This window comes from Paenibacillus sp. A14, assembly GCF_036864815.1.
GTDB lineage: Bacteria > Bacillota > Bacilli > Paenibacillales > Paenibacillaceae > Fontibacillus > Fontibacillus sanfengchensis.
In genome coordinates this window covers 528,892-549,703 of record NZ_JBAGJD010000004.1, presented here as the reverse complement: position 1 = coordinate 549,703, position 20,812 = coordinate 528,892, and the positions used below count along the sequence as shown (strand labels likewise).

The following is a 20,812-nucleotide window of genomic DNA, read 5'->3' as shown; positions in this document are numbered from 1 at the left end:
AAATAATGATCGGGGTCTGCCTACGCAGACCCCGAGGGCAGTATGGCCTTATTATTTTTCTCTATTTCTCTACATTATTTTGGAGCTGCGGCTTCCCATTCTTTTTGTTGTACGTCAGCCAATTCCTTAGCGGTCTTGAATTGTCCGCCCGGTGCCAGGTATTCCGTATGGACGCCTTCAGCAGCCAAATGTTCGCCCACGTTTTCGCGGTTGATCATCATAATTTCGTAAGCCAATTCAAAGTCGCCGAGGTAAGGAGTCAATTCTTTGTCGATGAACTCGCTATCCGTCGAGATATTGTCCTGGGTAGGAATGAAGCCTGCGGCTTTGACGAATGTCGTGTAGTTCTCAGGCTGGGAGAAGAACTCCAGCCATTTGAGCGCGCCCTCTTTGTTCGGGCCTTTCTCCGCAGCATACCAGGTCACATCATACTTACCTACGAAAGAAGCGTTTTTCGCAGCGTCTTCAGTCGCCGGAAGCGGGAAGTATCCGAATTTCAAATCCGGGTTCGCCGTAGCGATCGTCGGAGCGTCCCACGATCCGTCAGCCAGCATCGCCGTTTTGCCTGCAGCGAAGATGGATGGAACGGAAGCGTAATCAATACCCATAAATCCGTCGATCATGTAATTGTCTTGGATCGTTTTTGCCTTTTCCAGCACTTCGATGGCTTCAGCGTCGTTAAATGCGGTTTCGCCTTTCCAAACACCTTCGATCCATTTTTGCTGGTTGCCGCCGCCCAGAATTTTCGACTGGAGGGCGAATACAGGCAGCTTCAATGGCCATACGTCTTTACCTGCAACCGCGATTGGCGTGATGCCTTTCGCTTTCAAAGCATCGTTGAGCTTGATGAATTCAGACCAGGTTTTAGGCACGCTCAATCCGTTTTCTTCAAAAATCTGCTTGTTGTAGAACAAGCCCGACATTGCCACTTTACCGGTAGGAATCGCGTACACTTTGCCGTTGTATGTACCGGCTTTTTCGATGTCGTTAGCGTTCCAGTTTTTCACGAACGGTTGATCGGACAGATCCGCGATCAGGCCGGCGTCGATCCATTGCTGCCAGTCCGGTGTTTTCGCACCCGGCGTCCATTCTTGAGGCGAAAGTCTCATCCCCGAAAGGTCGGCCAAAATGTCTACGTCGTTAGCTGTAATCCGCGCTCTTTGCGCTTGTTTATATTCGTCGTCCGGACCTGTTGTGGTGTATTCCACTTTATATTCCGGATATTTTTTTTCGAAGGCATCGTTGATTTCTTCCATCGCTTTATTGATGTTTTCTTGCTTCCAGTGGAGAATTTTGATGACCTTCTTCTCTCCGCTTGCTTTGTTGCCACCGCTTTCACCGGCTGGTGCCGCGTTGCCTCCGCTACCGCTGCCGCCGCCGCAGGCCGCAAGACTAAGCGTAAGAGCGCCTGCAAGAACCAAGGCTGAAATTCTCTTGACCATGTGGTTACCCCCTAATATTGGTAAAAAATTCGACAGATCGCACTTTCGAAAGTTCCATCTAAATTTTTCGTAAAATTCGCTTATAATCAGCGTATTTCGCTAGAATATTCCGAAAGCGGTTTCGTCAAGACACATTATTACACCAAACATCCTGTTTGTAAAGAGAATTTTTTTAGGGATCCGGAAGGCCGGGAAGCCGCTTACTCCCTTGATGCTGCAAAAGCTCTCCTTCTTATCGGGATCCTGTTGGGGCGCAGGGTTTCTCCCCTCCTGTCCGACATTTTTCATTGACTTGATGAAGGTGAAGAATGTAAACTTATTTTACGAAAGTCATTTTCGTGGTTTCGAAACCCACAGAAAACGACAGTGTTGAGAAATCGTTTTAAACGAAGGAGGCATTATTTTGCCGGTCAATATTAAAACGATTGCGGAAATGGCGGGCGTATCCGTATCCACCGTATCCAAAATCATTAATAACTATAGCGACATTTCCGAAGAAACCAAGGCGAAAGTCCTCGAAATTATGAAGCAAACCGGTTATGTACCTTCCAATTCGGCGAAAACACTGGCCACCAAGAAATCCAATCTGATCGGGGTCATTTTCGCTGGGAAATTGAACATCGACTTTACACACCCTTTCTTTGTTGAGGTGCTAAACGCTTTTAAAAAGCAGATGGGCTTTTTGGGCTACGATCTTCTGTTTTTCTCGAATGAGAAGTCCCATGCGATCGATGGCGATTATTTGGCCAGATGCCGCCACTTTAACGTAGACGGTTGTATCATCGTGACCGGCCAACAGGTCGAGCCGTCCATCAGCGAACTGGATCACAGCGAAATCCCTTGCATCGGCGTTGATATCGAACTGAAGGGCAAAAGTTCCGGCTATATTATGTCCGACAATTACAAGATGTCATATAAAGTTGTCGAACACTTCTATCTGCAAGGCTATCGGGACCTTGGCTACATCGGAAGCACCCTGGAATCGGATATCTCGAATATGCGGGAAAAAGGCTACAAGGACGCGATCGAAAGCTTCGGGCTTCCGATCACCGAGAACTGGTTTGTTAACGGGGAGAACTTTTTCGAGGAGAGCGGCTATGAGGCCGTAAGTCGAATGATTGACGCGGGCGGCAACCTGCCGCGAGCGATTTTTGCGGCCTCGGATCTGCTGGCTATCGGCGCGATGCGGGCTCTGAAGGAACATGGGTACCGGATTCCCGAGGACATCGCCATCATCGGCTGCGATGATATCGAAGCCTGCAAATACACGAGCCCGGCCCTTTCCACGATCCGTCAGAACAAGGACAAAATCGGTCGTCTGGCCGCTTCCCTGCTGTACGACCTCATCAATTCCCAGTCCGAGACAAGCAACGTCGTGGTGGAACCGGAATTGGTCATTCGCGAGTCCTGCGGCAGTAAGGTGACCGTTTAAGCGCAAAAAAATAACGGCTGGAGAGGAACCTCGGTTCCCCGTCCAGCCGTTTGTTTGTTATTCTTACAGATCGTAGTAAAGACCGAATTCGTAAGGATGAACCCGGATCGCCACAGATCTTGCCTCAGCGCGCTTCAGTTCGATGAAGTTATCGATGAATGCTTTCGTAAATACGCCGCCTTCGGTCAGGAACTCGTAGTCGTTCTCAAGAGCGCTGAGCGCCTCGTCCAAAGACCCCGGAACGCTGCGGATCTCGGCTTTTTCCGCATTCGAAAGCTCATAAATGTTCTTGTCGAAAGGACCGTAGCCTTCTTTTCTCGGATCGATCTTGCGCTTGATCCCGTCGAGTCCGGCCATCAGCATGGCCGAGAAGGCCAGGTATGGATTCGCCGTCGAGTCCGGCGTGCGGAATTCGATCCGGCAGCCTTTCGGCGTTACCGCCGCAACCGGAATCCGGACAGCCGCCGAGCGGTTTCCTTTGGAATAAACCAGGTTCACCGGAGCTTCATAGCCCGGAACCAGGCGTTTGAAGGAGTTCGTGCTCGGGTTCGTGAACGCGATCAAAGCGGGGGCGTGATAGAGAATCCCGCCGATATAGTGCAGCGCCGTTTCGCTCAGGTTGGCGTATGCGCCTTTTTCGTAGAACAAAGGAGTGTCTCCGTTAAAGATCGATTGGTGCACGTGCATCCCGCTGCCGTTGTCGCCAAATAGCGGCTTCGGCATGAAAGTAGCGGTTTTGCCGAACTGGATCGCCGTGTTGTGCACGATGTATTTGTAAACCATCAGGTTGTCGGCAGTTTTTAACAAAGTATCGAAACGGAAGTTAATTTCCGCCTGGCCGGCCGTAGCCACTTCGTGGTGGTGGCGTTCCACGCGGAGGCCCGCCTCTTCCAGAAGCCGGCACATTTCGCTGCGGATGTCCTGCTGCTTGTCAGCCGGAGCTACCGGCACGTAACCGCCTTTAACCGGAATCTTGTAACCCAGGTTGCCGCCTTCCTCACCGCGCCCCGTATTCCAGGCCGCTTCTTCCGAGTCTACGGAATAATACGTTTTGTTCATTCCGCTCTCATAGCGCACGTCGTCGAAAATAAAGAACTCGGACTCGGGAGCGAAGAAAGCCGCCGTTCCCACACCGCTCTCTTTCAAATACTCTTCGGCACGAACCGCGATGCTGCGCGGATCTCTTTCGTATCTTTCACCGTCAGGGGTGTAAATGTCGCAAAATACGTTCAATGTCGGATGCGCCGTGAACGGATCCACAAAAACTGCGCCATGGTCCGGCATCATGACCATATCGGACTCTTCGATTCCGCGGAACCCTGGAATGGAAGATCCGTCGAAAGCGACGCCATTGATAAACGTGTTCTCGTCAACTTCCTTTGCCGGCAGGGTAATATGATGCGCGCGGCCGGACAAGTCAACAAAACGAAAATCGACCCACTCAATTTGCTTTTCCTGAATTGTTTTCATAACCAATTCTGCTGACATAATGACTTCCTCCCCAAATCACGAACATTAAAACACTTAATGTTGTTTAACGTTCATCCTTTATATTTAGTCTGTCGTCATTATAGAACTGACACGTCTTGTCGTCAATAGCTATGTAAGGTATTTTTATATCCCATGTAAGCTATTATTACACTAAGTACAAATTAATCGACAAAAAGTATAAAAGCCCTCCCGTAATAAGCACGGGAGAGCTTTGAACTGGGGGGGGATAAGCAAGTTTTTCCTTACCGTTGCAGGGCTGCTTTCGGCGTGTCGAACCGTTTGCCGACCAGCGGGGCGAGCTTCTCCAGATCCTGCAGCAAGGCCGCAAACTGATCCGGGAACAACGACTGCACCCCGTCTCCCGTCATCGAATTATCGGGATCCGTATGCATTTCGATGATGAGCCCATCCGCTCCGGCAGCCACCGATGCTTTGGTCATCGGCTCCACCAGCTCACGTCGTCCGGTTCCGTGACTTGGATCGGAGATGACCGGCAGATGGCTAAGGCCCTGCAATACCGGAATCGCCGACAAATCGAGCGTGTTCCGCGTGTAGGTTTCAAACGTGCGGATCCCGCGCTCGCACAGCATAACGTTCGGGTTGCCGCCGGCCAAAATGTACTCGGCGGCGTTCAAGAACTCGTCGTACGTGGCGCTGAAGCCGCGTTTCAGCAGCACCGGTTTGCCGCAAGTGCCGAGCTTGCGCAGCAAATCGAAGTTTTGCATATTCCGGGTCCCGACCTGCAAAATATCGGCATACTCGGCACACACGTCGACGTATTCCGGCGTCATGACCTCCGTGATCGTCAGAAGGCCATGCTTCTTGCCGGCCTCGGCCATCATGACAAGACCTTCCACGCCGATGCCCTGGAAGCTGTAAGGACCCGTGCGCGGTTTAAACGCCCCCCCGCGGAGCACCTGGCCGCCAGCCGCTTTAACGAGGCCGGCGATTTCATCGATTTGCTCGGGAGATTCCACCGCGCAAGGCCCGCCCATGATCACGAGATCGCCGCCGCCGATCTGCACGTCACCGATCTGGATGACCGTATTTTCCGGGTGAAAGTCACGGCTGGCCAATTTGTAGGATTTCGATATTTTAATGACATTTTCCACGTCTTTCATTTGACGAAGGTGTTCGGCCAATTTCGGTTCAATCGCCCCGATGAGTCCGATAACGGTACGGTCCTTGCCGCGCGAGACATGCGTCTGCAGTCCTTCCTTCTCGATAACGGCGATAATTTCCTGCACCCGCTCCTCGGGCGTTTGATTGGACGTAATTACGATCATGAATGATTCATCCTTTCTTTATTAAACGGCGTTCGGCACTATCGCACTTAAACGCTTGTTCGCTTTTAAGCTTTTATCCATTAAAGCAACTATACCCGATAGCTCCCTGCACGTCAACCTTTTCTTTTAGCCAAGAGCTCGTGTGGCGTCTTTCGAAGATTATTTTTTTAACGGATTGGTCTTTTTGATTGCGGGTGGGGCTTTGTACATGGAGCGCGTCAATGAACGGATTGTAAGGAAGCCGTGGTGGTTGCGGATCGGAACCCGCTGCGCCATTCTAATGCTGGGCATATTGGCGGCGTTTGTAATGCCCCTCATTTACGCTTTGTTCCAGGGGTGATCGAAAGCGGGCCGTAGCCACCCTGTTTCTTTATGTATGGTTCTAACTAAAGGGAATTCTTCCCGGTATTTTGGTGCTTGTTCGACCGCAAAAGGTACTTAGCTGGAAAACCTCCTGTTATTTAGCCTGAAATAGAGTATATCGGCCATAGGGCCGCGAATTAGATGGAGCTTTTCCAGCTAAATCAGACTCCAGGGCCAAGAGTGCTGCATTAACAGGAGGTTTTCCCGTTAATTAATGTGTAGACTCCGCCGGTGGCGCTTTATTCTTTACCTAACCCTTATATAAATGTAAAATAGGAGGCCGAAGTGACTTCGGACCTCCTATTCAACGGCTATCTAAGACCTTATCTCCCTACAAATTCCTGCGCCCAATACCCGTTATAGTATCCGACGCCAATCAGCGTAAAGTTGGGGCTCAAAATGTTGGCGCGGTGCCCTTCACTGTTCATCCAGGCCTTTACGACTTCAGTCGGCGTTTTTTGGCCCATGGCGATGTTTTCCCCCGCGTAACGGTAACTGATGCCAAACTGCTTCATCATGTCAAACGGCGATCCGTACGTTGGCGACGTATGGCTGAAATAGTTGCCCTGGCTCATGTCCTGGGCTTTGGCCAAAGCCATCTTGTTCAAAGCGGCATCTCCGGACAGCGGCTTCAGGCCTTGTTTCGCCCGTTCCTGGTTGACCAGGGTGATCACCTGAGTGGCGAATTGGGACTTGTCCGCAGCCGTTCCGGTTTGATTCTGCGCCGGCTCTGTCGGCTTGACCGATGGAGTCTGCTCAATCGGCTTAGAAGGCTGGGCTGGCTGAACCGGATTGGCCGGTTGTGCCGGTGCAGGTGTAGTCGAAGGTTGCTTATAAAATTCAATCCAAGGAATGGTATTAAAGTACGTTTTCCATGTCGTTGTATTCTTTACGGTATATGTGCTGTAGGATTGAGCCGAAGCTCCGTTAGGCAGGATTAGAGCCGCGGCGAGGACAGCCGTCAATCCTCCGGCCATCCATAACTTGTTCTTCCGGTTTGATTTCATCATGTCATCTCCTCTGAAGTCATTTGGTTACATTTTTGTAACCACTCTAAAAGGAGTATAACAGATTTTTTGCCCGGAAGGACCCCGCAAAACTTGGAAATGAAGCTCGATGACGCTAAGCCGGCTTGCTTAAGGTTTCGTCTTTACGCCTTCCTTTACTGGAGGCAACAGCTTCTGCATATTGACGGTACGAACGATCTCCCAGGTCGCAGGATCCGCGGGGTCATATTGCTCAAGGTAAGCGATGACTTCCTTCGTAATCGGCGTCGGCGTCGAAGCGCCGGATGTCACGGCTACTTTGCCCACCCCTTGCAGCCATTCGGTATCCAGTTCGGTAATATCCGCAATCCGGTAAGCTTTCACCCCGGCGATTTCCTCGGAAACCTGGGCCAGCCGATTGGAATTGTTGCTTCGCGGGTCGCCGACCACAATGACCAGATCCGCCTGTCCCGCTTGCTCTGCCACCGCTTCCTGACGGACCTGGGTGGCGAGGCAAATTTCATTATGGACCTCGGCCCCCGGAAATTTCTCGAGCAGCTTTTTCATAATATGCTTGATATCCCATTGGCTCATCGTGGTCTGATTCGTAATGACGATGCGTTCCGCGGAAACTTGCAGACCGGCGATTTCCTCTTCCTTCTCGATTAGATGCACCTTCCCCGGCGCCACGCCGACGGCGCCTTCCGGCTCGGGATGCCCTTTCTTGCCGATATAGATGACCTCGTATCCGTCCGCAACCTTCTCTTCGATCAGCACATGCGTCTTGGTGACGTCCGGGCAGGTCGCATCCACTGTCGTCAGGCCTTTGTCCCGGGCCAGTTTCCGCACTTCCGGCGACACGCCGTGAGCGGTAAAAATAACCGTTCCCTTCTCCACTTGCTGCAAAATGTCCATCCGGTTCGGGCCGTCCAGGGTGATGATCCCTTCGTCCTCAAACGAGTGGGTGACATGACTGTTGTGCACAATCATGCCGAGTATATAAATCGGTCGCGGCAAATCGAGGTTTTTGGCCGCCTGCCGGGCCAGCACCATCGCATCGACCACTCCGTAACAGTAACCGCGCGGCGATATCTTAATGACTTCCATCCTTTGCTCTCCCTGCTTTCTGTTCCCGGTTTTTCTTGCTCATAGGGAATCCCTTTTATTATAGCCTATTCGGGAAGCGCATTAAAGACGGCGGGAAGCCAGATCACAAACGTGGTGCCTTCGCCCCGCTTCGTCATTACCTCGACCGAGCCATGATGTTCGTCAATAATCCATTTGGCGATCGACAGCCCCAATCCGGTACCCGGTGTCACGCCGCGGGAGGGATCCGCCCGGTAGAATCGTTCGAAAATCAGCGGAACCTCGCCGCGGTCCATACCGATGCCCGTATCGGCAATCCGGATACCCACCTGGTCGCCCGCCCGAACCGCATCCAGCTTGACGCTTCCCTCAGGGGTGTATTTAAAGGCATTCTCAATAAAAATAAACAGCATCTGCTGCAGATAGTCCTTACTTCCCCGGACACTTGCCCCTTCGATCGCTTCCAGGTCGCCCTGGAGCCAAACGGCTTTGCGCGGTAAAAACTGAGCGCGGCGAATCACCTCTTCCACCAGCGGGCGCAACGGGAGCGGTTCCATCTCGATCGTCTGTCCCGCATCGGCCCGGGCCAGGGACAGCATGTCATTCACCAGCCGGCTCATCCGCTGGGATTCATCCGCGATATCGCTGACCGCCTCCAGGGATAATTTCTGCAGCAACTCCTCATCCATCCCCGGCTGCCCCGTCTCTTCGGAGGAGGACCAAACCTTCTTCAGCAGATCGACATTGCCGCGGATCGTCGTAAGCGGGGTCCGCAGCTCGTGAGACGCATCGGAGACAAATCTGCGCTGTGCCGAATAAGCTTCGCTCAGTTCATTGTAAAAACCTTCGGTACGGGCAAGCATACGGTTCACCGTGCCGATCAAACGGCCGATTTCATCGTTTGGCCCGTCGTAATCGATCCTGACGCTGAGATCGTTGCCGGTTTGGATCCCGTTGGCCGCCTCAATCACTTTACTGATCGGAGCCATAGATTTTCGGGCAAGGAACAAGCCCAAAGTGCTGGCGACCACAAGCGTGATAAAGGAACCAAATAAAAGAACCGTCTTCATTTGAGCCAGCATCCGATTTTCCGCCGTCGTGTCGGCCCCAAGCTGCAGCAAGCCGATGATCGTATTTTCATAATAGACCGGACGCTCGTAGAGAATATAAGATTTGCCGTTTAAAGTGATGCTTTGAAAAGCGTCCTTCTCGCCGACGTCCTGCAGGCCGGGGACGGGAAAGGAAATCCCCCGCTCCTGCAGGCCTGGCGAGAGGCGCTTCACACCCATGACATAGTTGTTCAATTGCCAGAATATCCGCGCATCCTCCAGTCGGATCGCCTGGCTCCGGTTCAACTGGAGGTCCCATCCTTGGGAGAGGGTCACATTTTGGGAACTGAGGATTTGATCCGCCTGGTCATCGACTTTTTTCCGAACCTCACTAAAAGTGTTGTACCCTACAATATAGTAAATCAAGGTGCCGAACAAGATTAGCGTGATGGCCAAAATACCGGTATACCAAGCTGTCAGCCGCCACCGTATCGACATTTCTAGGACTCTCCCCTCAAGATGTATCCGGCGCCGCGGATCGTCTGAATGATCCTTTTCCCGCCGTGCTCCTCCGTTTTTTGCCTGAGCATGGCGATATAAACCTCCAGTACATTGGACTCGCCGCTGTAATCGTATCCCCAGATTTTATCCATGATCATATCCCGGGTCAGCAGCCGTTTCGGATTCTGCATAAACAGATGCAGCAAATCGAACTCCTTCGCCGTCAATTCCAAACGCTGTCCGGACCGAAGGACCTCGCGGGAATCCATGTCCATCACGATGTCTTCGAATACAAGGCGATGCTCCGCCGTATCGCCCGTCGGTTCTCTCCGTCTGAGCAACGCGCGTACCCGCGCTAGCAGTTCCTCCAGCGCAAAAGGCTTGACCAAGTAATCGTCCGCCCCCGTATCGAGGCCCTTGACGCGGTTCTCGACCTCATCTTTGGCGGTAAGCATCAGGACGGGAACACTGCTCCCCCCTTCCCTCAGCCGCCGGCAAACCTCAAACCCGTCGATTTGCGGCATCATAACGTCCAATATGATCAAATCGGGATCCGCCGACATCACCATTGACAGTCCTTCCGCTCCGTTTCGCGCCGTATGCACGTCATAGCCTTCAAAAGCGAGGCCCCGCCGCAGCATGGACGTGATTTTTTCATCGTCATCTATGACCAGAATCGAGGATCTCAACAATCATCTCTCCTTTAATAATAAGGCTCTACCATCTCCATTTTAGCAAAAAAACGTCCCGCCTTGCCGACCGCCTGCGATTCCTTTTCACGTATTTTAAAAAGACGGCCGGGACAAGCCCTGCCGCCTTGAAGTTGTTCGTAAAATCTTTCGTTTCGGTTACTCGATATTGGCAAATTCATTTTTATCGCCGATCTTGATTTTCAAGTCGATCTTCTTGCCGTTGCGGATCACATGGAACGTGACCTCATTGCCGACTTTTTGTTTCTGGATATACTCGATTAGCCCCTCTTTAGTGGCAAAGTTATTCCCGTCCGCACCGGTGATAATGTCATAGGGACGAAGGTCTGCGTTATAGGCCGGAGATTTAAACACGATGTCGGAAACGACCGAGCCTTCCTTCACATCGGTTCCCATCTGTTTGGCCACCTCATCAGTCACGGTCATCAAGGTCGCGCCGATAAACGGCACCGGTTTTTGCGGGATCTTCTCATTGTTCTTCAGCTTGTCGAGCACTTCCGTGATCGTGCTGGTCGGAATCGCGAAACCGATCCCTTGGGCGTCCGAGCTAACGGCCACGTTAATGCCGATAACTTCACCGTTCAGGTTCAACAACGGCCCGCCGGAGTTCCCCGGGTTAATCGAAGCGTCGGTTTGCAGCAAATGCTCGTATTCCCGATCCTTCTCTCCGTTTTCGCCCGCAATCGTGATGCCGCGTTCCTTCGAGCTAAGCACGCCGGCCGTAACCGTATGATCGAAGCCCTGCGGGTTCCCGATAGCGACCAGCCATTCGCCAACCTGCGTGTTGTCGGAATTGCCCAGCGGGATCGAAGGGAAGTTGCCGTTCCCTTCAATTTTCAGCACGGCAAGGTCCAACTCATAGCTCGTTCCCAGTACCTTTGCTTCGTAAGGCTTCTCCGTGTCCTGAACCGTGACCTGTACCACATCGGCGTTATGCACGACATGCTCATTGGTCAGAATATATCCCGTTTTATCGAAGATAAAGCCGGAACCGATCCCCGTCGGAACGAGTTGATCCGAGCCGGAGGAGGAGCCTCCGTTACCGGAACCCTCCGATCCGCCGTAAACATCGTCCCCGAAGAAATAACGGTAGAACGGATCGCTGCTGTACGGATTGCTGCGCGTACCCTGCTTGCTGGATTTAACCAGGGTTTCGATTTTAACAACCGCGGGCCCCGCCTGCTTGACCACATTCGTAACCTCGCCCTGATCAGTGATCGGATAGAGCGCCTGCGTCGCCTTCGGAGAGGAAGAGTCGCTATTGGCCGCTCCCTGCACCGAATTGCCTCCGGAGGAATTGACCTGTGCGGAGGCGGTCGTCGTAGGCGCGCCCGGCGTAAACAGGTTCTGGCGATCCGCAAACACCATGGCTCCCGTAATAATCAGCATTCCCGCCAAAGCGCCGGCGATCACCAATTTAAATGACGAGCGCTTTGAGGGCTTGTTAAACTGCCAGTTTCCCGTGTTTTTTGCGGCTGAGGCGGATGCCGTTTTTCCGTCCCCGTTCGATCCGCCGCTGAGGGAACCTCCGGTGACTTGGCTCATTTCGTAAACATTCGGCATCGGCTTGACCGGTTCCGGACCGGTAATCTCCACTTCTTCCGGCTGGCGGCGCAGCTCGCCTGTGTATCCGCCGTTCTCTCCATTTTTCCCATAAGATTGAAATGGGCCGTACGCATAGTAGTAGGTTGATCCCGAATTCTCTGTCGGTCCGCCGTACGAATCCGCGCTTTGGTCTTTATGATGTTCTTTGTGGTTTGAACCGCTCCCGCCGTCCCCTCCGAAAGATTGATTTTGTTTGTATTTTTCCTCATCCATGATGTTAACCCTCCTTCCCCTGATATTCAGGGGTTCTCTTGTTTTCTTGTCTTTATTTTGTACTATTAACCTTAAGCGTACATTAAAAACAATTAAAAAGGAGATAAAAGCGATAGAGTAAGGGAACACGAAGAAAATGAGGAAGGACTAATGGGTTACCCAGCCTTGCCTGTGGGCGTAAATCGCGAGCTGCGTCCGGTCTTCAAGCTCGCACTTCATTAACAGGTTGCTGACATGCGTTTTCACCGTTTTGATGCTGATATGAAGCTCTTCGGCGATATCTTTATTCGTCTTGCCTTCCGCGATCAGGAGGAGCACCTCTTTCTCCCGTTCAGTCAGTCCGGAATCATCCCCTTGTACGGAACGCTGGCGCAGGCCCCGCGTCAAAGCCTGGGCAACATCCCCGGTCATCACCGGCATCCCCCGATACGCTCCTTGAAGCGCGTAAATCAGTTCCTCCGCGGAAACGGTCTTGAGCACGTAGCTGACCGCACCCGCTTCCACGGCCTGAACCACGAGCTCATCTTCGAGAAAACTGGTCAAAATGACGATCTTCATTTGGGGAAACCGGCTTAGCACCGCTTTTGTGGCTTCCGCTCCATTCATCACCGGCATCATCAAATCCATCAAAATGATGTCGGGGTGATGCTCCCCCCGCTGAAGCAATTCCAACGCCTCCTGCCCGTTTCCGGATTCGGCGATTACCTCGAATCCCGGATCCAGCATCAGATACGTTTTTAATCCCATCCGGACCATGTCATGGTCATCCACGATCATCACTTTGATCTTTTCGCTCATTTCCGTTCTCCCCTTTAGCGTTCTCAAACTTTGGTATATGTACCCGTATCGTCGTCCCCGCACCCGGCTTGCTGATAATTTCGACTTGGCCTCCCAGCTTCTCGGCCCGTTCCCTCATCGTTGTCAGTCCATAGGAGCCCTGTTTTTGCGAGGTGCCGCTGAAGCCCTGACCATCGTCGCTTATGCTGAGAACAACCTGCCTTGGCCCTTCCCGGAGCGAGAGGCTAACGAGGTTGGCCCCCGCATGCTTGACGATGTTCGCCATAGCCTCCTGGATGATCAGAAACAGCTGATGCTCCTTCGCTTCCGATAGGTCGCCCTGCAAGTCCATGTCTTTCATGCCCTTCAGCCCGTTCTGCCGGCAGTAATCCGGGAACCAGGCGTCCAACGCCTCCGAGAGCGTCTTGCCGACAAGCTCCATCGGGCGCAGTTGGGCGATCAGCGCGCGCATTTGCTTCTGGGCGGTGTTCGACATCTGGATTAACTGATCCATGACGGCCTGAGCCTGCTGCTCGTTATTTTCCAGCACCTTCGGGAGCGAAGAAGCGGCCATGTGAATGGCAAAAAGCTGCTGGCTGACCGTATCGTGCAAGTCCCGGGCCAACCGCCGCCGTTCTTCCAACACCGCTCTCTCCGCCGCCTGCTCCTTCTCAATCACTTCCTGCTCGCCAAACTGCTGCAGCAATTGCAGCTTCTTTTCCATCGCGTTCGTCATGTTGTTAAATTCATGGTAGACGCCGGCGAATGTCTGGTCGACTGTCTCCGGCATGCGTACGGACAGATTGCCTTTTGCCACTTGCAGCATATTTAAGTGCAGCAGGTCGATCCGGCCCTGGATGCGCCGTCCGGCGATATAACCGATAATGAGCGTCAAAACGACGACACCCGCCATGTCATAAAGCCAAAACCGGGGATCAAGGACCACGATGACCCCGGTTACGGTACCGACATAGTGGACCATCGCCGCCAAGCTGCCCGTTATCAGGAAAAAGAGCAGCAGTTCCCATTTTGTATTTTTTAAAATTCGCTGTACGATCATTGCGCTATCCCACCATATTCACTTTCACGTCGCCGATGAATACGCTGACCACGAGCTTGACGCGCTTGCTGGCCTCGCCGTAATGCGGCGAATGCACCTGCACATTGGTCATAAACCCTCCCCGCTTCTCGTTCAGCACCTTCAAATCACCGATAAAAGCGCTGGAATTCGCGGTAATTCCGATATCCATATCCTCGGGAATGAACACCTTGACGTCCCCGATAAAGGCCGATACGTTGATTTTCGTTTCCCCGTAAGGAATTTGCGCTTTGGTCAAATCGATAACCGTATCGCCGATAAAATGGGAAATATTCGTCGGATGCAGTTCAAAATAATCCTGTCCCAGATGAACGTCGCCGATAAAGCCAGACTTGTTGATCTTTTCCCGTTTGCCGGAAGCAGCTCCCGTTCCCATGCCATAGGAGTTGTAATTGTAGTCGTAATCGTGCTTGTTGCTATGCTTTGAATTCGGTTTTGTTTTCGATTTCGTTTCTTTCGGCTGGTCCTTCTCTTCCATATCGCCAAAGATCGAATCCAGCGGGGACTCCATTTCCGGAATATAGTCGTCATGAAGCGGCGGTACGGGCGGTCTGGGCGGCGCAGGCGGCGGAAAATCCGGGTTTCGATCCTTCGCTTCGCTCCTCGGCTTAAACAAAACCGCAATCCCGCCGATAATCAGGGCGATCGGGAAGAAAAACTTGAAGAAATCGCCCGGCGACAAATAGATCAGTCCTATATTTCGCGCCAGGAAATAACCGCCGATCGCGATCAGAATTCCGCTTCCGATCAGGCTGGAACCCCTCCAACCGCCATTGGACAGTTGGGCAAGCCCGCCCAGAATCAAAAATACCGGCCAATAGGTCGCAAACAAATAGCCCAAACTCAGATCTGTAATTCCCAACTGATTCAATAAAAACAAGGCTCCGATCCCGATCAAGACCAATCCACCGATCAGCCTTCCGCCTAATCCGCTACGCATTTGCAGTTCCCTCCAATTGTTCTTTCGCTGAATGATTTAAATTCAGTTTACCTTAAACAAGGAATGGACAACAGCGCCGCGGGTTGGAAATGAGCCTCGGTCCCGGGACCGAGGGGCTCCCATTTCTATCCAGTCACAGCGGACATAAAAGAGGCTGTCCCTTTTAGTAGATTCCTACCTCGGGGACAGCCTCGCGCTTCTTTATTGTTGATTTTGTTGTCCGGCAGTCGGGTTAGTTACGGCATTACGGGAAGCTTTTGCTTTTTGGGCAACCGTAGCCATTGATTCTTCAGCGAACTCTTCATTGTACTTCTCGTTTGGTGTTTTATAACCAGGAGAAGCCGCTTTATTTTTTTGATTTGGCATGAGATTCACCTCCCTTTGCATAACACGCACTCACGTACGTTTTCCGGCAGCGAGCTGTACGCTTTACCGCCTTACCTATTATGCTTCCGGGCAGGTTCAAATATGCGAATAATCAAATCGCCTGATCCCATACATTTTCAGGAATTTCTTTGCTGACTTCCATCGCTTTACCCAGCTTGCTTAGCATCGCTTCCGTCAGCTTGCCGTCCCCTTTCCGGATCACCTGGACCTCCACTTCCTTCTTGCCCCATTCCTTAAAGACCTGCTTGGTCGTCGCAAAATAAAGGTCGATCTTGTTGCCTTTAATCGCGGAACCCTTGTCCGCCACAACCCCGTAACCGTAGCCCGGGATATAAAGAATGGTGCCGAGCGGAAAAACTTTCAGGTCCGCGGCGATCGTCGAGACGGTATCTTTGTCCCGGCGCACCTTTACACCGGAATAAGTAATTCCGTATTGCGGATGGCTCGGATGCTTCCCGGTGGATTCATAGCCGGCCGTATAACCTGTTGCCATAACTTTTACCGTTTTTGCGGTTTTTCTGGCTGCCTTGGGTTCATCCTGCTTTGTTGATTGTTTCTGAACGAACAGACTCCCCCGGGAATGGGGCAAGCCAGAACGTTCAAGTATCCGGAGATGAAGCTGATATTCCCGGAGCAAATAATGTTCATATTGAATCGTGGCTGTTTGCACAGCTTTGGCATAAGTTTTGCTATCAGCGGCTAATCCTTGGCTGAAGAGAACCAAAACTAAAATTATGACTGTGGTCCTCCGCCACAATATAAATCGGCGCATATGAAAACCTCCCCCTTATTTCGAAGGGTTTCCACATGCGCCGCAGTTTATACATATTTCTGAGTTATCAAACCGAAAAGGATTAATCTTAAACTCGTTATATCTTGTGGTTGCGAATTTCGTCTTGGAGAAGAGCGAGTACCTCTTCCACCGATTTTGCGCCCAAATCGCCTTCCCCGCGCTTGCGGATCGACACGCTGCCGCTGTTCTGCTCATTCTCGCCGACGACGAACATATAAGGGATTTTTTCAAGCTGGGCTTCGCGGATTTTATAGCCGAGCTTTTCGTTGCGCAAGTCGCTCTCCGTCCGGATTCCTCCGGCCCGCAGCTTGTCTTCCACCTTGCGTGCATACTCTTCGAAAGCGCCCGATACCGGGATGACCTTCGCTTGAATCGGGGACAGCCACAGCGGCAGATTCCCGGCGAAGTTCTCCAGCAGGAACGCGGAGAACCGCTCCATCGTTCCCAGAATCCCGCGATGCAGCACGACCGGACGGTGCTTCTGACCATCGTCGCCGACGTACTCGAGCTCGAAGCGCTCCGGCAGCAGGAAGTCGATTTGTACGGTGGAAAGGGTCTCTTCTTTGCCGAGCGCCGTCTTGACCTGCACGTCCAGCTTAGGACCATAGAACGCGGCCTCGCCTTCCGCCTCGAAGAACGGCAGCCCCGCTTCCTCCACGACTTCGCGGAGCATGCCCTGCGCCGTGTTCCACATCTCGTCGTTCGGGAAGTATTTCTCCGTATCCTGCGGATCCCGGTAAGACAAGCGGAAACGGTATTCCTCGATGCCGAAATCGCGGTACACCTGGCTGATCAAATCCAGCACCCGCTTGAACTCATCCTTGATTTGGTCCAGACGGCAGAAAATATGGGCATCGTTCAGCGTCATGGAACGAACGCGGTGCAGGCCGGTCAATGCGCCCGACATTTCGTAACGGTGCTGCATGCCGAGTTCGGCGATCCGGATCGGCAGATCGCGGTAGCTGCGCAGGTCGCTTTTGTACACCATCATGTGGTGAGGACAGTTCATCGGACGAAGGACAAATTCCTCAACATCAATTGCCATCACCGGGAACATGTCTTCCTGGTAGTGCTCCCAGTGGCCCGACGTTTTGTAAAGGTCCACGTTGCCGAGCACAGGAGTGTACACATGCTGATACCCCAGACGTTCCTCGATATCGACGATGTAACGCTCCAGCGTACGGCGCAGCGTAGCGCCTTTGGGCAGCCAGATCGGCAGCCCTTGTCCGACCAGATTGTTGAAGGTGAAGATGTTCAACTCTTTTCCCAGCTTACGGTGGTCGCGTTTCTTCGCTTCCTCCAGCATAAGCAGATGGTGATCCAGCTCGGCCTTTTTGACGAATGCCGTACCGTAAATCCGCTGCAGCATTTTGTTGTTGCTGTTTCCGCGCCAGTAAGCGCCAGCTACGCTCAACAGCTTAAACACCTTGATTTTGCCGGTGGAAGGAACATGCGGTCCGCGGCAAAGATCAAAAAACTCGCCTTGGTCATAGATCGAAATAACGCTGTCCTCCGGCAAATCGCGGATCAATTCCAACTTGTACGGATCGCCCAGCTCGGTAAAAATCGCCACCGCTTCTTCACGGCCGACCTCGCGGCGGGTAATCGGCAGATTCTCCCCGATAATCCGCTCCATTTCCTTCTCGATCTTCTGCAGATCTTCGGGATTCAGCGGATGCTCCAGATCCATATCGTAATAGAAGCCGTCTTCGATCACCGGTCCGATACCGAGTTTAACTTCCTTACCGCCAAACAGCCGTTTGACCGCCTGCGCCATCAAGTGCGCCGTACTGTGGCGCATAATCTCCAGCCCATCCTTGGAATCGAGCGTGATGATTTCCACCTTAGCCCCGTTGTTCAGTTTGGTGTTCAGGTCTACCGCCTTGCCGTCGATTTTGCCGGCCACAGCGTTTTTGCGCAGGCCGCTGCTGATCGAAGCCGCCACATCCTCCAGCGTGCTTCCTTCCGCATATTCCCGGACGGAACCGTCCGGGAGCGATATTTGGATTGCCATACCATTTCCTCCTTGATCAAAATATGTGCTTGGGCAACAAAAAAAGCCCGTCCCGGAAAGGGACGAGCGTTCATTTACCCGTGGTTCCACCCTTATTCAGCCATCTGCATCTGATCAAAAATGGCCCTTAATAAGCATTTTGTAACGGAAATGACCCGGTGATTCCTAATGCTGCCGCAAAAAACGGCAGGTTCAAAACCACAGCTGCAAAGGGGTAAACCAAAACCGGAGCACAAGGGAATTTCAGCCGGGTTCCCTCTCTCTGGATATGTCCTTTTGTTTCGGCTCATGTCTTTGTCAACGCTATTGTGGTAATTCTTGATATGCAAAAACAGTCACATTAATCATGTGTAATTATAAGCCTTCCCCCTTGGAATCGTCAAGAACCCGATGTTCCCTGGTCCCGCGGCCTGGATTCCTTGCGAAGTGAACGGCAGTGGACGCATTGAAGACAGAGCTGCACCCGATCTCCGAAAATCCGGGAAATCGTGGCTATAATCTGGGCGTCCGGATGAGAGGTGTGAATGTGAATCCGCTGCGGGGACAAAGAGATTAAAGCGCTGACCACCATATCTTCCATCTCCATCTCCTGGTCCGCCATTTGCGCGATAACGTAGCCGACGGAGGGGGGCGTAATTTTGGCAAACTGCTCATTATAAATGCCGAACTCTTGCCCTTCCTTATGAATGAGATGAATGAGCGGAGTTAACGGCTCCTGAAAGTGAACAAAATATTGCAAAAGGTGGATAAACTCCTCATACTGCTGATCCAACAGATATTCTTCCATCGCCAGGTCCACCATTTCGCGCAGCTTGTCTTTGTAGCCTCTTAAGCGGAACTCGATAAAACCATCGATATCCAGATAATGCGCTTCTTCCAGGTAAAAAGTAAGGGCCCTCCGAATTTCATTCGTTCGGTGCCGTTTCGCCGCCCGATCCCCCTCCTCTTCGCCCGATAGCATTCTGGCGCAAAGTTCCATCACCGCCGCTTCCTCCTCGCGGGAGGAGAATCGATACAGCTTGGAGGCGATATCGCCGGCCAGTTCCGCTTCCTTGACTTCCACAATAAAACGGGAGATACCCCGGGCGAGATCGTCTTTAATTTGACACCGCAGTTCGTCCGTAGCCCGTTCTCCCTTCCCGGTGGCCGACAACACCATACGCATACCGGGTTCATCAGGGGGATAATAAGTCTTGATCCGGGCAGTCCCTTTATGTACCGCGCTCTCCTCATCGCAAATATAGTTCAGAAACCGTCGTTTCTGTTCTAAACTTCGGGTGGCCATGTGCAGCGAAAAAAAATCCATAAGTCCTCCCCCTTTCGTATCCTTCACAAAGTATATGGTGGGAAGGATACGGATATACAGGGGCGGACTTATGGAAAGATAGCCAAAGCTGCCAAAAGAAACAGCCTTTAATTCTGCATGATAAAATCGCGCTCGATGCTGGAATTTTGATCGAATACGCGCAAAATGTCGTACTTCGTATTCCGTTGGGCCGGCGTCTTCCCTGCGGAACGGATAATCGACAGAATCGACTCGATGTTCACCTTATGGGTCGCTCCCGCCGAGGAAACGACATTCTCCTCGATCATCGTACTGCCGAAATCATTGCAGCCGTACTGCAGCGACAGCTTCCCGACCTCAGGCCCCATCGTGACCCAGGAAGACTGCAGGTTCTTGATGTTATCCAGCACGATCCGGCTGATCGCCACCGTTTTCAGATAGGATTCCGGCGTTTGCCGCTCGGCCTTCAAATTCGTATTGTCCGGTTGGAACGTCCACGGGATAAAGGCCAGGAAGCCTTCGGATGGATATCCGTTTTGAATGCACTCGTCCTGAGCTTCACGGACACGCAGCAGGTGAAGGGCACGTTCTTCCATCGATTCGCCGAAACCGATCACCATCGTCGCCGTCGTATTCATCCCGATCTTATGAGCTGTCTGCATTACGTCCATCCAGTCCCGCCAGGAGCCTTTCAGGCGGCTGATTTTGCGCCGGGTGCGGTCGTCCAGGATTTCCGCTCCCCCGCCGGGCAGGGAATCCAGGCCGGCGGTATGGATTTCACGCAGTACTTCTTCCAGCGACAAGCCTTCCGACACTTCTTTCATTTTCATGATTTCCGCAGGAGAGAAGGAATGCATCGTGATATCCGGGAACCGTTCCTTGATCGCGCGAAGCAGATTGGTATAATAGCTGAACGGAAGATTCGGGTTCGTTCCGCCCTGCATCAGAATTTCGGTGCCGCCGACATCGATCGTTTCCTGAATTTTCTGGAAAATCGCTTCATCCGGCAAAACATAACCTTCCTCCGAACCCGGACGGCGATAAAACGCGCAAAACCGGCAGTACACATCGCAAACATTGGTGTAGTTTACGTTCCGCCCGATGACGAAGGTGGTAATGGGATCGGGATGCTTCCGCTCCATCAGGATGTTTGCGGCATGGCCTATTTTCTCTACTTCCTCCGACTCAAATAGTGCGATCGTATCTTCAAGATCCAGACGCTCGCCTTGTAGCGCCTTGTCTAAAATAGGGTTGATTGCAGTCATGATCACTGCCTCCTTAAAACTATAAATGCAAACCAAATTGCTGAAAATTTAAGATGATAGTTCAATCGTAACACAATCCGGGCAGAAA

The 20,812-nt window shown here is 52.2% G+C and carries 18 protein-coding genes; 2 read left to right on the top strand and 16 right to left on the bottom strand.

The window, feature by feature from the left end; translation table 11 throughout:
• Positions 1–74 precede the first annotated feature (74 nt).
• Positions 75–1,442 (bottom strand): ABC transporter substrate-binding protein, encoded by a 1,368-nt coding sequence (locus V4U88_RS13945; protein WP_334073852.1) that lies wholly within the window; start codon positions 1,440–1,442, stop codon positions 75–77.
• A gap of 433 nt (positions 1,443–1,875) precedes the next feature.
• Between V4U88_RS13945 and V4U88_RS13940 the strand changes: the two genes are divergently transcribed.
• Complete coding sequence (locus V4U88_RS13940) at positions 1,876–2,874, top strand: LacI family DNA-binding transcriptional regulator (RefSeq protein WP_416367223.1); 999 nt, start codon at positions 1,876–1,878, stop codon at positions 2,872–2,874.
• A gap of 63 nt (positions 2,875–2,937) precedes the next feature.
• Here the strand turns inward: V4U88_RS13940 and glnA are convergent, their stop codons facing one another.
• Together glnA and aroF are read right to left on the bottom strand one after the other, a co-directional pair.
• Positions 2,938–4,362, bottom strand: a complete 1,425-nt coding sequence (gene glnA / locus V4U88_RS13935) for a type I glutamate--ammonia ligase (protein WP_334073850.1) — start codon at positions 4,360–4,362, stop codon at positions 2,938–2,940.
• Between the two features lie 245 nt (positions 4,363–4,607).
• A complete protein-coding gene (gene aroF, locus V4U88_RS13930) occupies positions 4,608–5,651 on the bottom strand; it encodes a 3-deoxy-7-phosphoheptulonate synthase (protein ID WP_334073849.1) in 1,044 nt (347 codons plus the stop codon).
• A 142-nt stretch (positions 5,652–5,793) separates the two neighbouring features.
• Here aroF and V4U88_RS13925 point away from each other — a divergent pair, with 142 nt between their 5' ends.
• A complete protein-coding gene (locus tag V4U88_RS13925) occupies positions 5,794–5,991 on the top strand; it encodes a hypothetical protein (RefSeq protein ID WP_334073848.1) in 198 nt (65 codons plus the stop codon).
• 346 nt (positions 5,992–6,337) lie between these two features.
• Here V4U88_RS13925 and V4U88_RS13920 read toward each other — a convergent pair whose 3' ends face one another.
• The 13 genes from V4U88_RS13920 to mqnC form a co-directional block, all read right to left on the bottom strand.
• Entirely contained in the window at positions 6,338–7,021 is a 684-nt protein-coding gene (locus V4U88_RS13920; RefSeq protein ID WP_334073979.1) for a CAP domain-containing protein, read from the bottom strand.
• Positions 7,022–7,150: 129 nt separating this feature from the next.
• The gene (locus V4U88_RS13915; protein ID WP_334073847.1) at positions 7,151–8,107 is read right to left on the bottom strand and encodes a 4-hydroxy-3-methylbut-2-enyl diphosphate reductase; all 957 of its coding nucleotides are present in this window, start codon (positions 8,105–8,107) and stop codon (positions 7,151–7,153) included.
• Positions 8,108–8,172: 65 nt separating this feature from the next.
• A complete protein-coding gene (locus tag V4U88_RS13910; RefSeq protein ID WP_334073846.1) occupies positions 8,173–9,633 on the bottom strand; it encodes a sensor histidine kinase in 1,461 nt (486 codons plus the stop codon).
• Between the two features lie 2 nt (positions 9,634–9,635).
• Positions 9,636–10,325 (bottom strand): response regulator transcription factor, encoded by a 690-nt coding sequence (locus V4U88_RS13905; RefSeq protein WP_334073845.1) that lies wholly within the window; start codon positions 10,323–10,325, stop codon positions 9,636–9,638.
• 159 nt (positions 10,326–10,484) lie between these two features.
• Positions 10,485–12,164, bottom strand: coding sequence for a S1C family serine protease (locus tag V4U88_RS13900; RefSeq protein WP_334073844.1), 1,680 nt, complete (start codon positions 12,162–12,164; stop codon positions 10,485–10,487).
• A gap of 147 nt (positions 12,165–12,311) precedes the next feature.
• A complete protein-coding gene (locus V4U88_RS13895) occupies positions 12,312–12,962 on the bottom strand; it encodes a response regulator transcription factor (RefSeq protein ID WP_334073843.1) in 651 nt (216 codons plus the stop codon).
• The gene (locus V4U88_RS13890; protein ID WP_334073842.1) at positions 12,928–14,001 is read right to left on the bottom strand and encodes a sensor histidine kinase; all 1,074 of its coding nucleotides are present in this window, start codon (positions 13,999–14,001) and stop codon (positions 12,928–12,930) included. The genes V4U88_RS13895 and V4U88_RS13890 overlap by 35 nt, the downstream gene beginning before the upstream one ends.
• A 4-nt stretch (positions 14,002–14,005) precedes the next feature.
• Positions 14,006–14,980 carry a cell wall-active antibiotics response protein LiaF gene (gene liaF, locus V4U88_RS13885; RefSeq protein WP_334073841.1) on the bottom strand — a complete coding sequence of 325 codons (975 nt, stop codon included), beginning with the start codon at positions 14,978–14,980 and terminating at the stop codon, positions 14,006–14,008.
• A gap of 201 nt (positions 14,981–15,181) precedes the next feature.
• The gene (locus tag V4U88_RS13880) at positions 15,182–15,346 is read right to left on the bottom strand and encodes a hypothetical protein (RefSeq protein WP_170287030.1); all 165 of its coding nucleotides are present in this window, start codon (positions 15,344–15,346) and stop codon (positions 15,182–15,184) included.
• A gap of 112 nt (positions 15,347–15,458) precedes the next feature.
• Complete coding sequence (locus V4U88_RS13875; RefSeq protein ID WP_334076968.1) at positions 15,459–16,139, bottom strand: 3D domain-containing protein; 681 nt, start codon at positions 16,137–16,139, stop codon at positions 15,459–15,461.
• A gap of 97 nt (positions 16,140–16,236) precedes the next feature.
• A complete protein-coding gene (gene thrS, locus V4U88_RS13870; RefSeq protein WP_334073840.1) occupies positions 16,237–18,174 on the bottom strand; it encodes a threonine--tRNA ligase in 1,938 nt (645 codons plus the stop codon).
• Positions 18,175–18,553: 379 nt separating this feature from the next.
• On the bottom strand, positions 18,554–19,480 hold the full coding sequence (locus tag V4U88_RS13865) for a putative sporulation protein YtxC (RefSeq protein ID WP_334073839.1): 927 nt from the start codon (positions 19,478–19,480) through the stop codon (positions 18,554–18,556).
• A 107-nt stretch (positions 19,481–19,587) separates the two neighbouring features.
• Complete coding sequence (gene mqnC, locus V4U88_RS13860; protein ID WP_334073838.1) at positions 19,588–20,724, bottom strand: cyclic dehypoxanthinyl futalosine synthase; 1,137 nt, start codon at positions 20,722–20,724, stop codon at positions 19,588–19,590.
• Between the last annotated feature and the right edge of the window lie 88 nt (positions 20,725–20,812).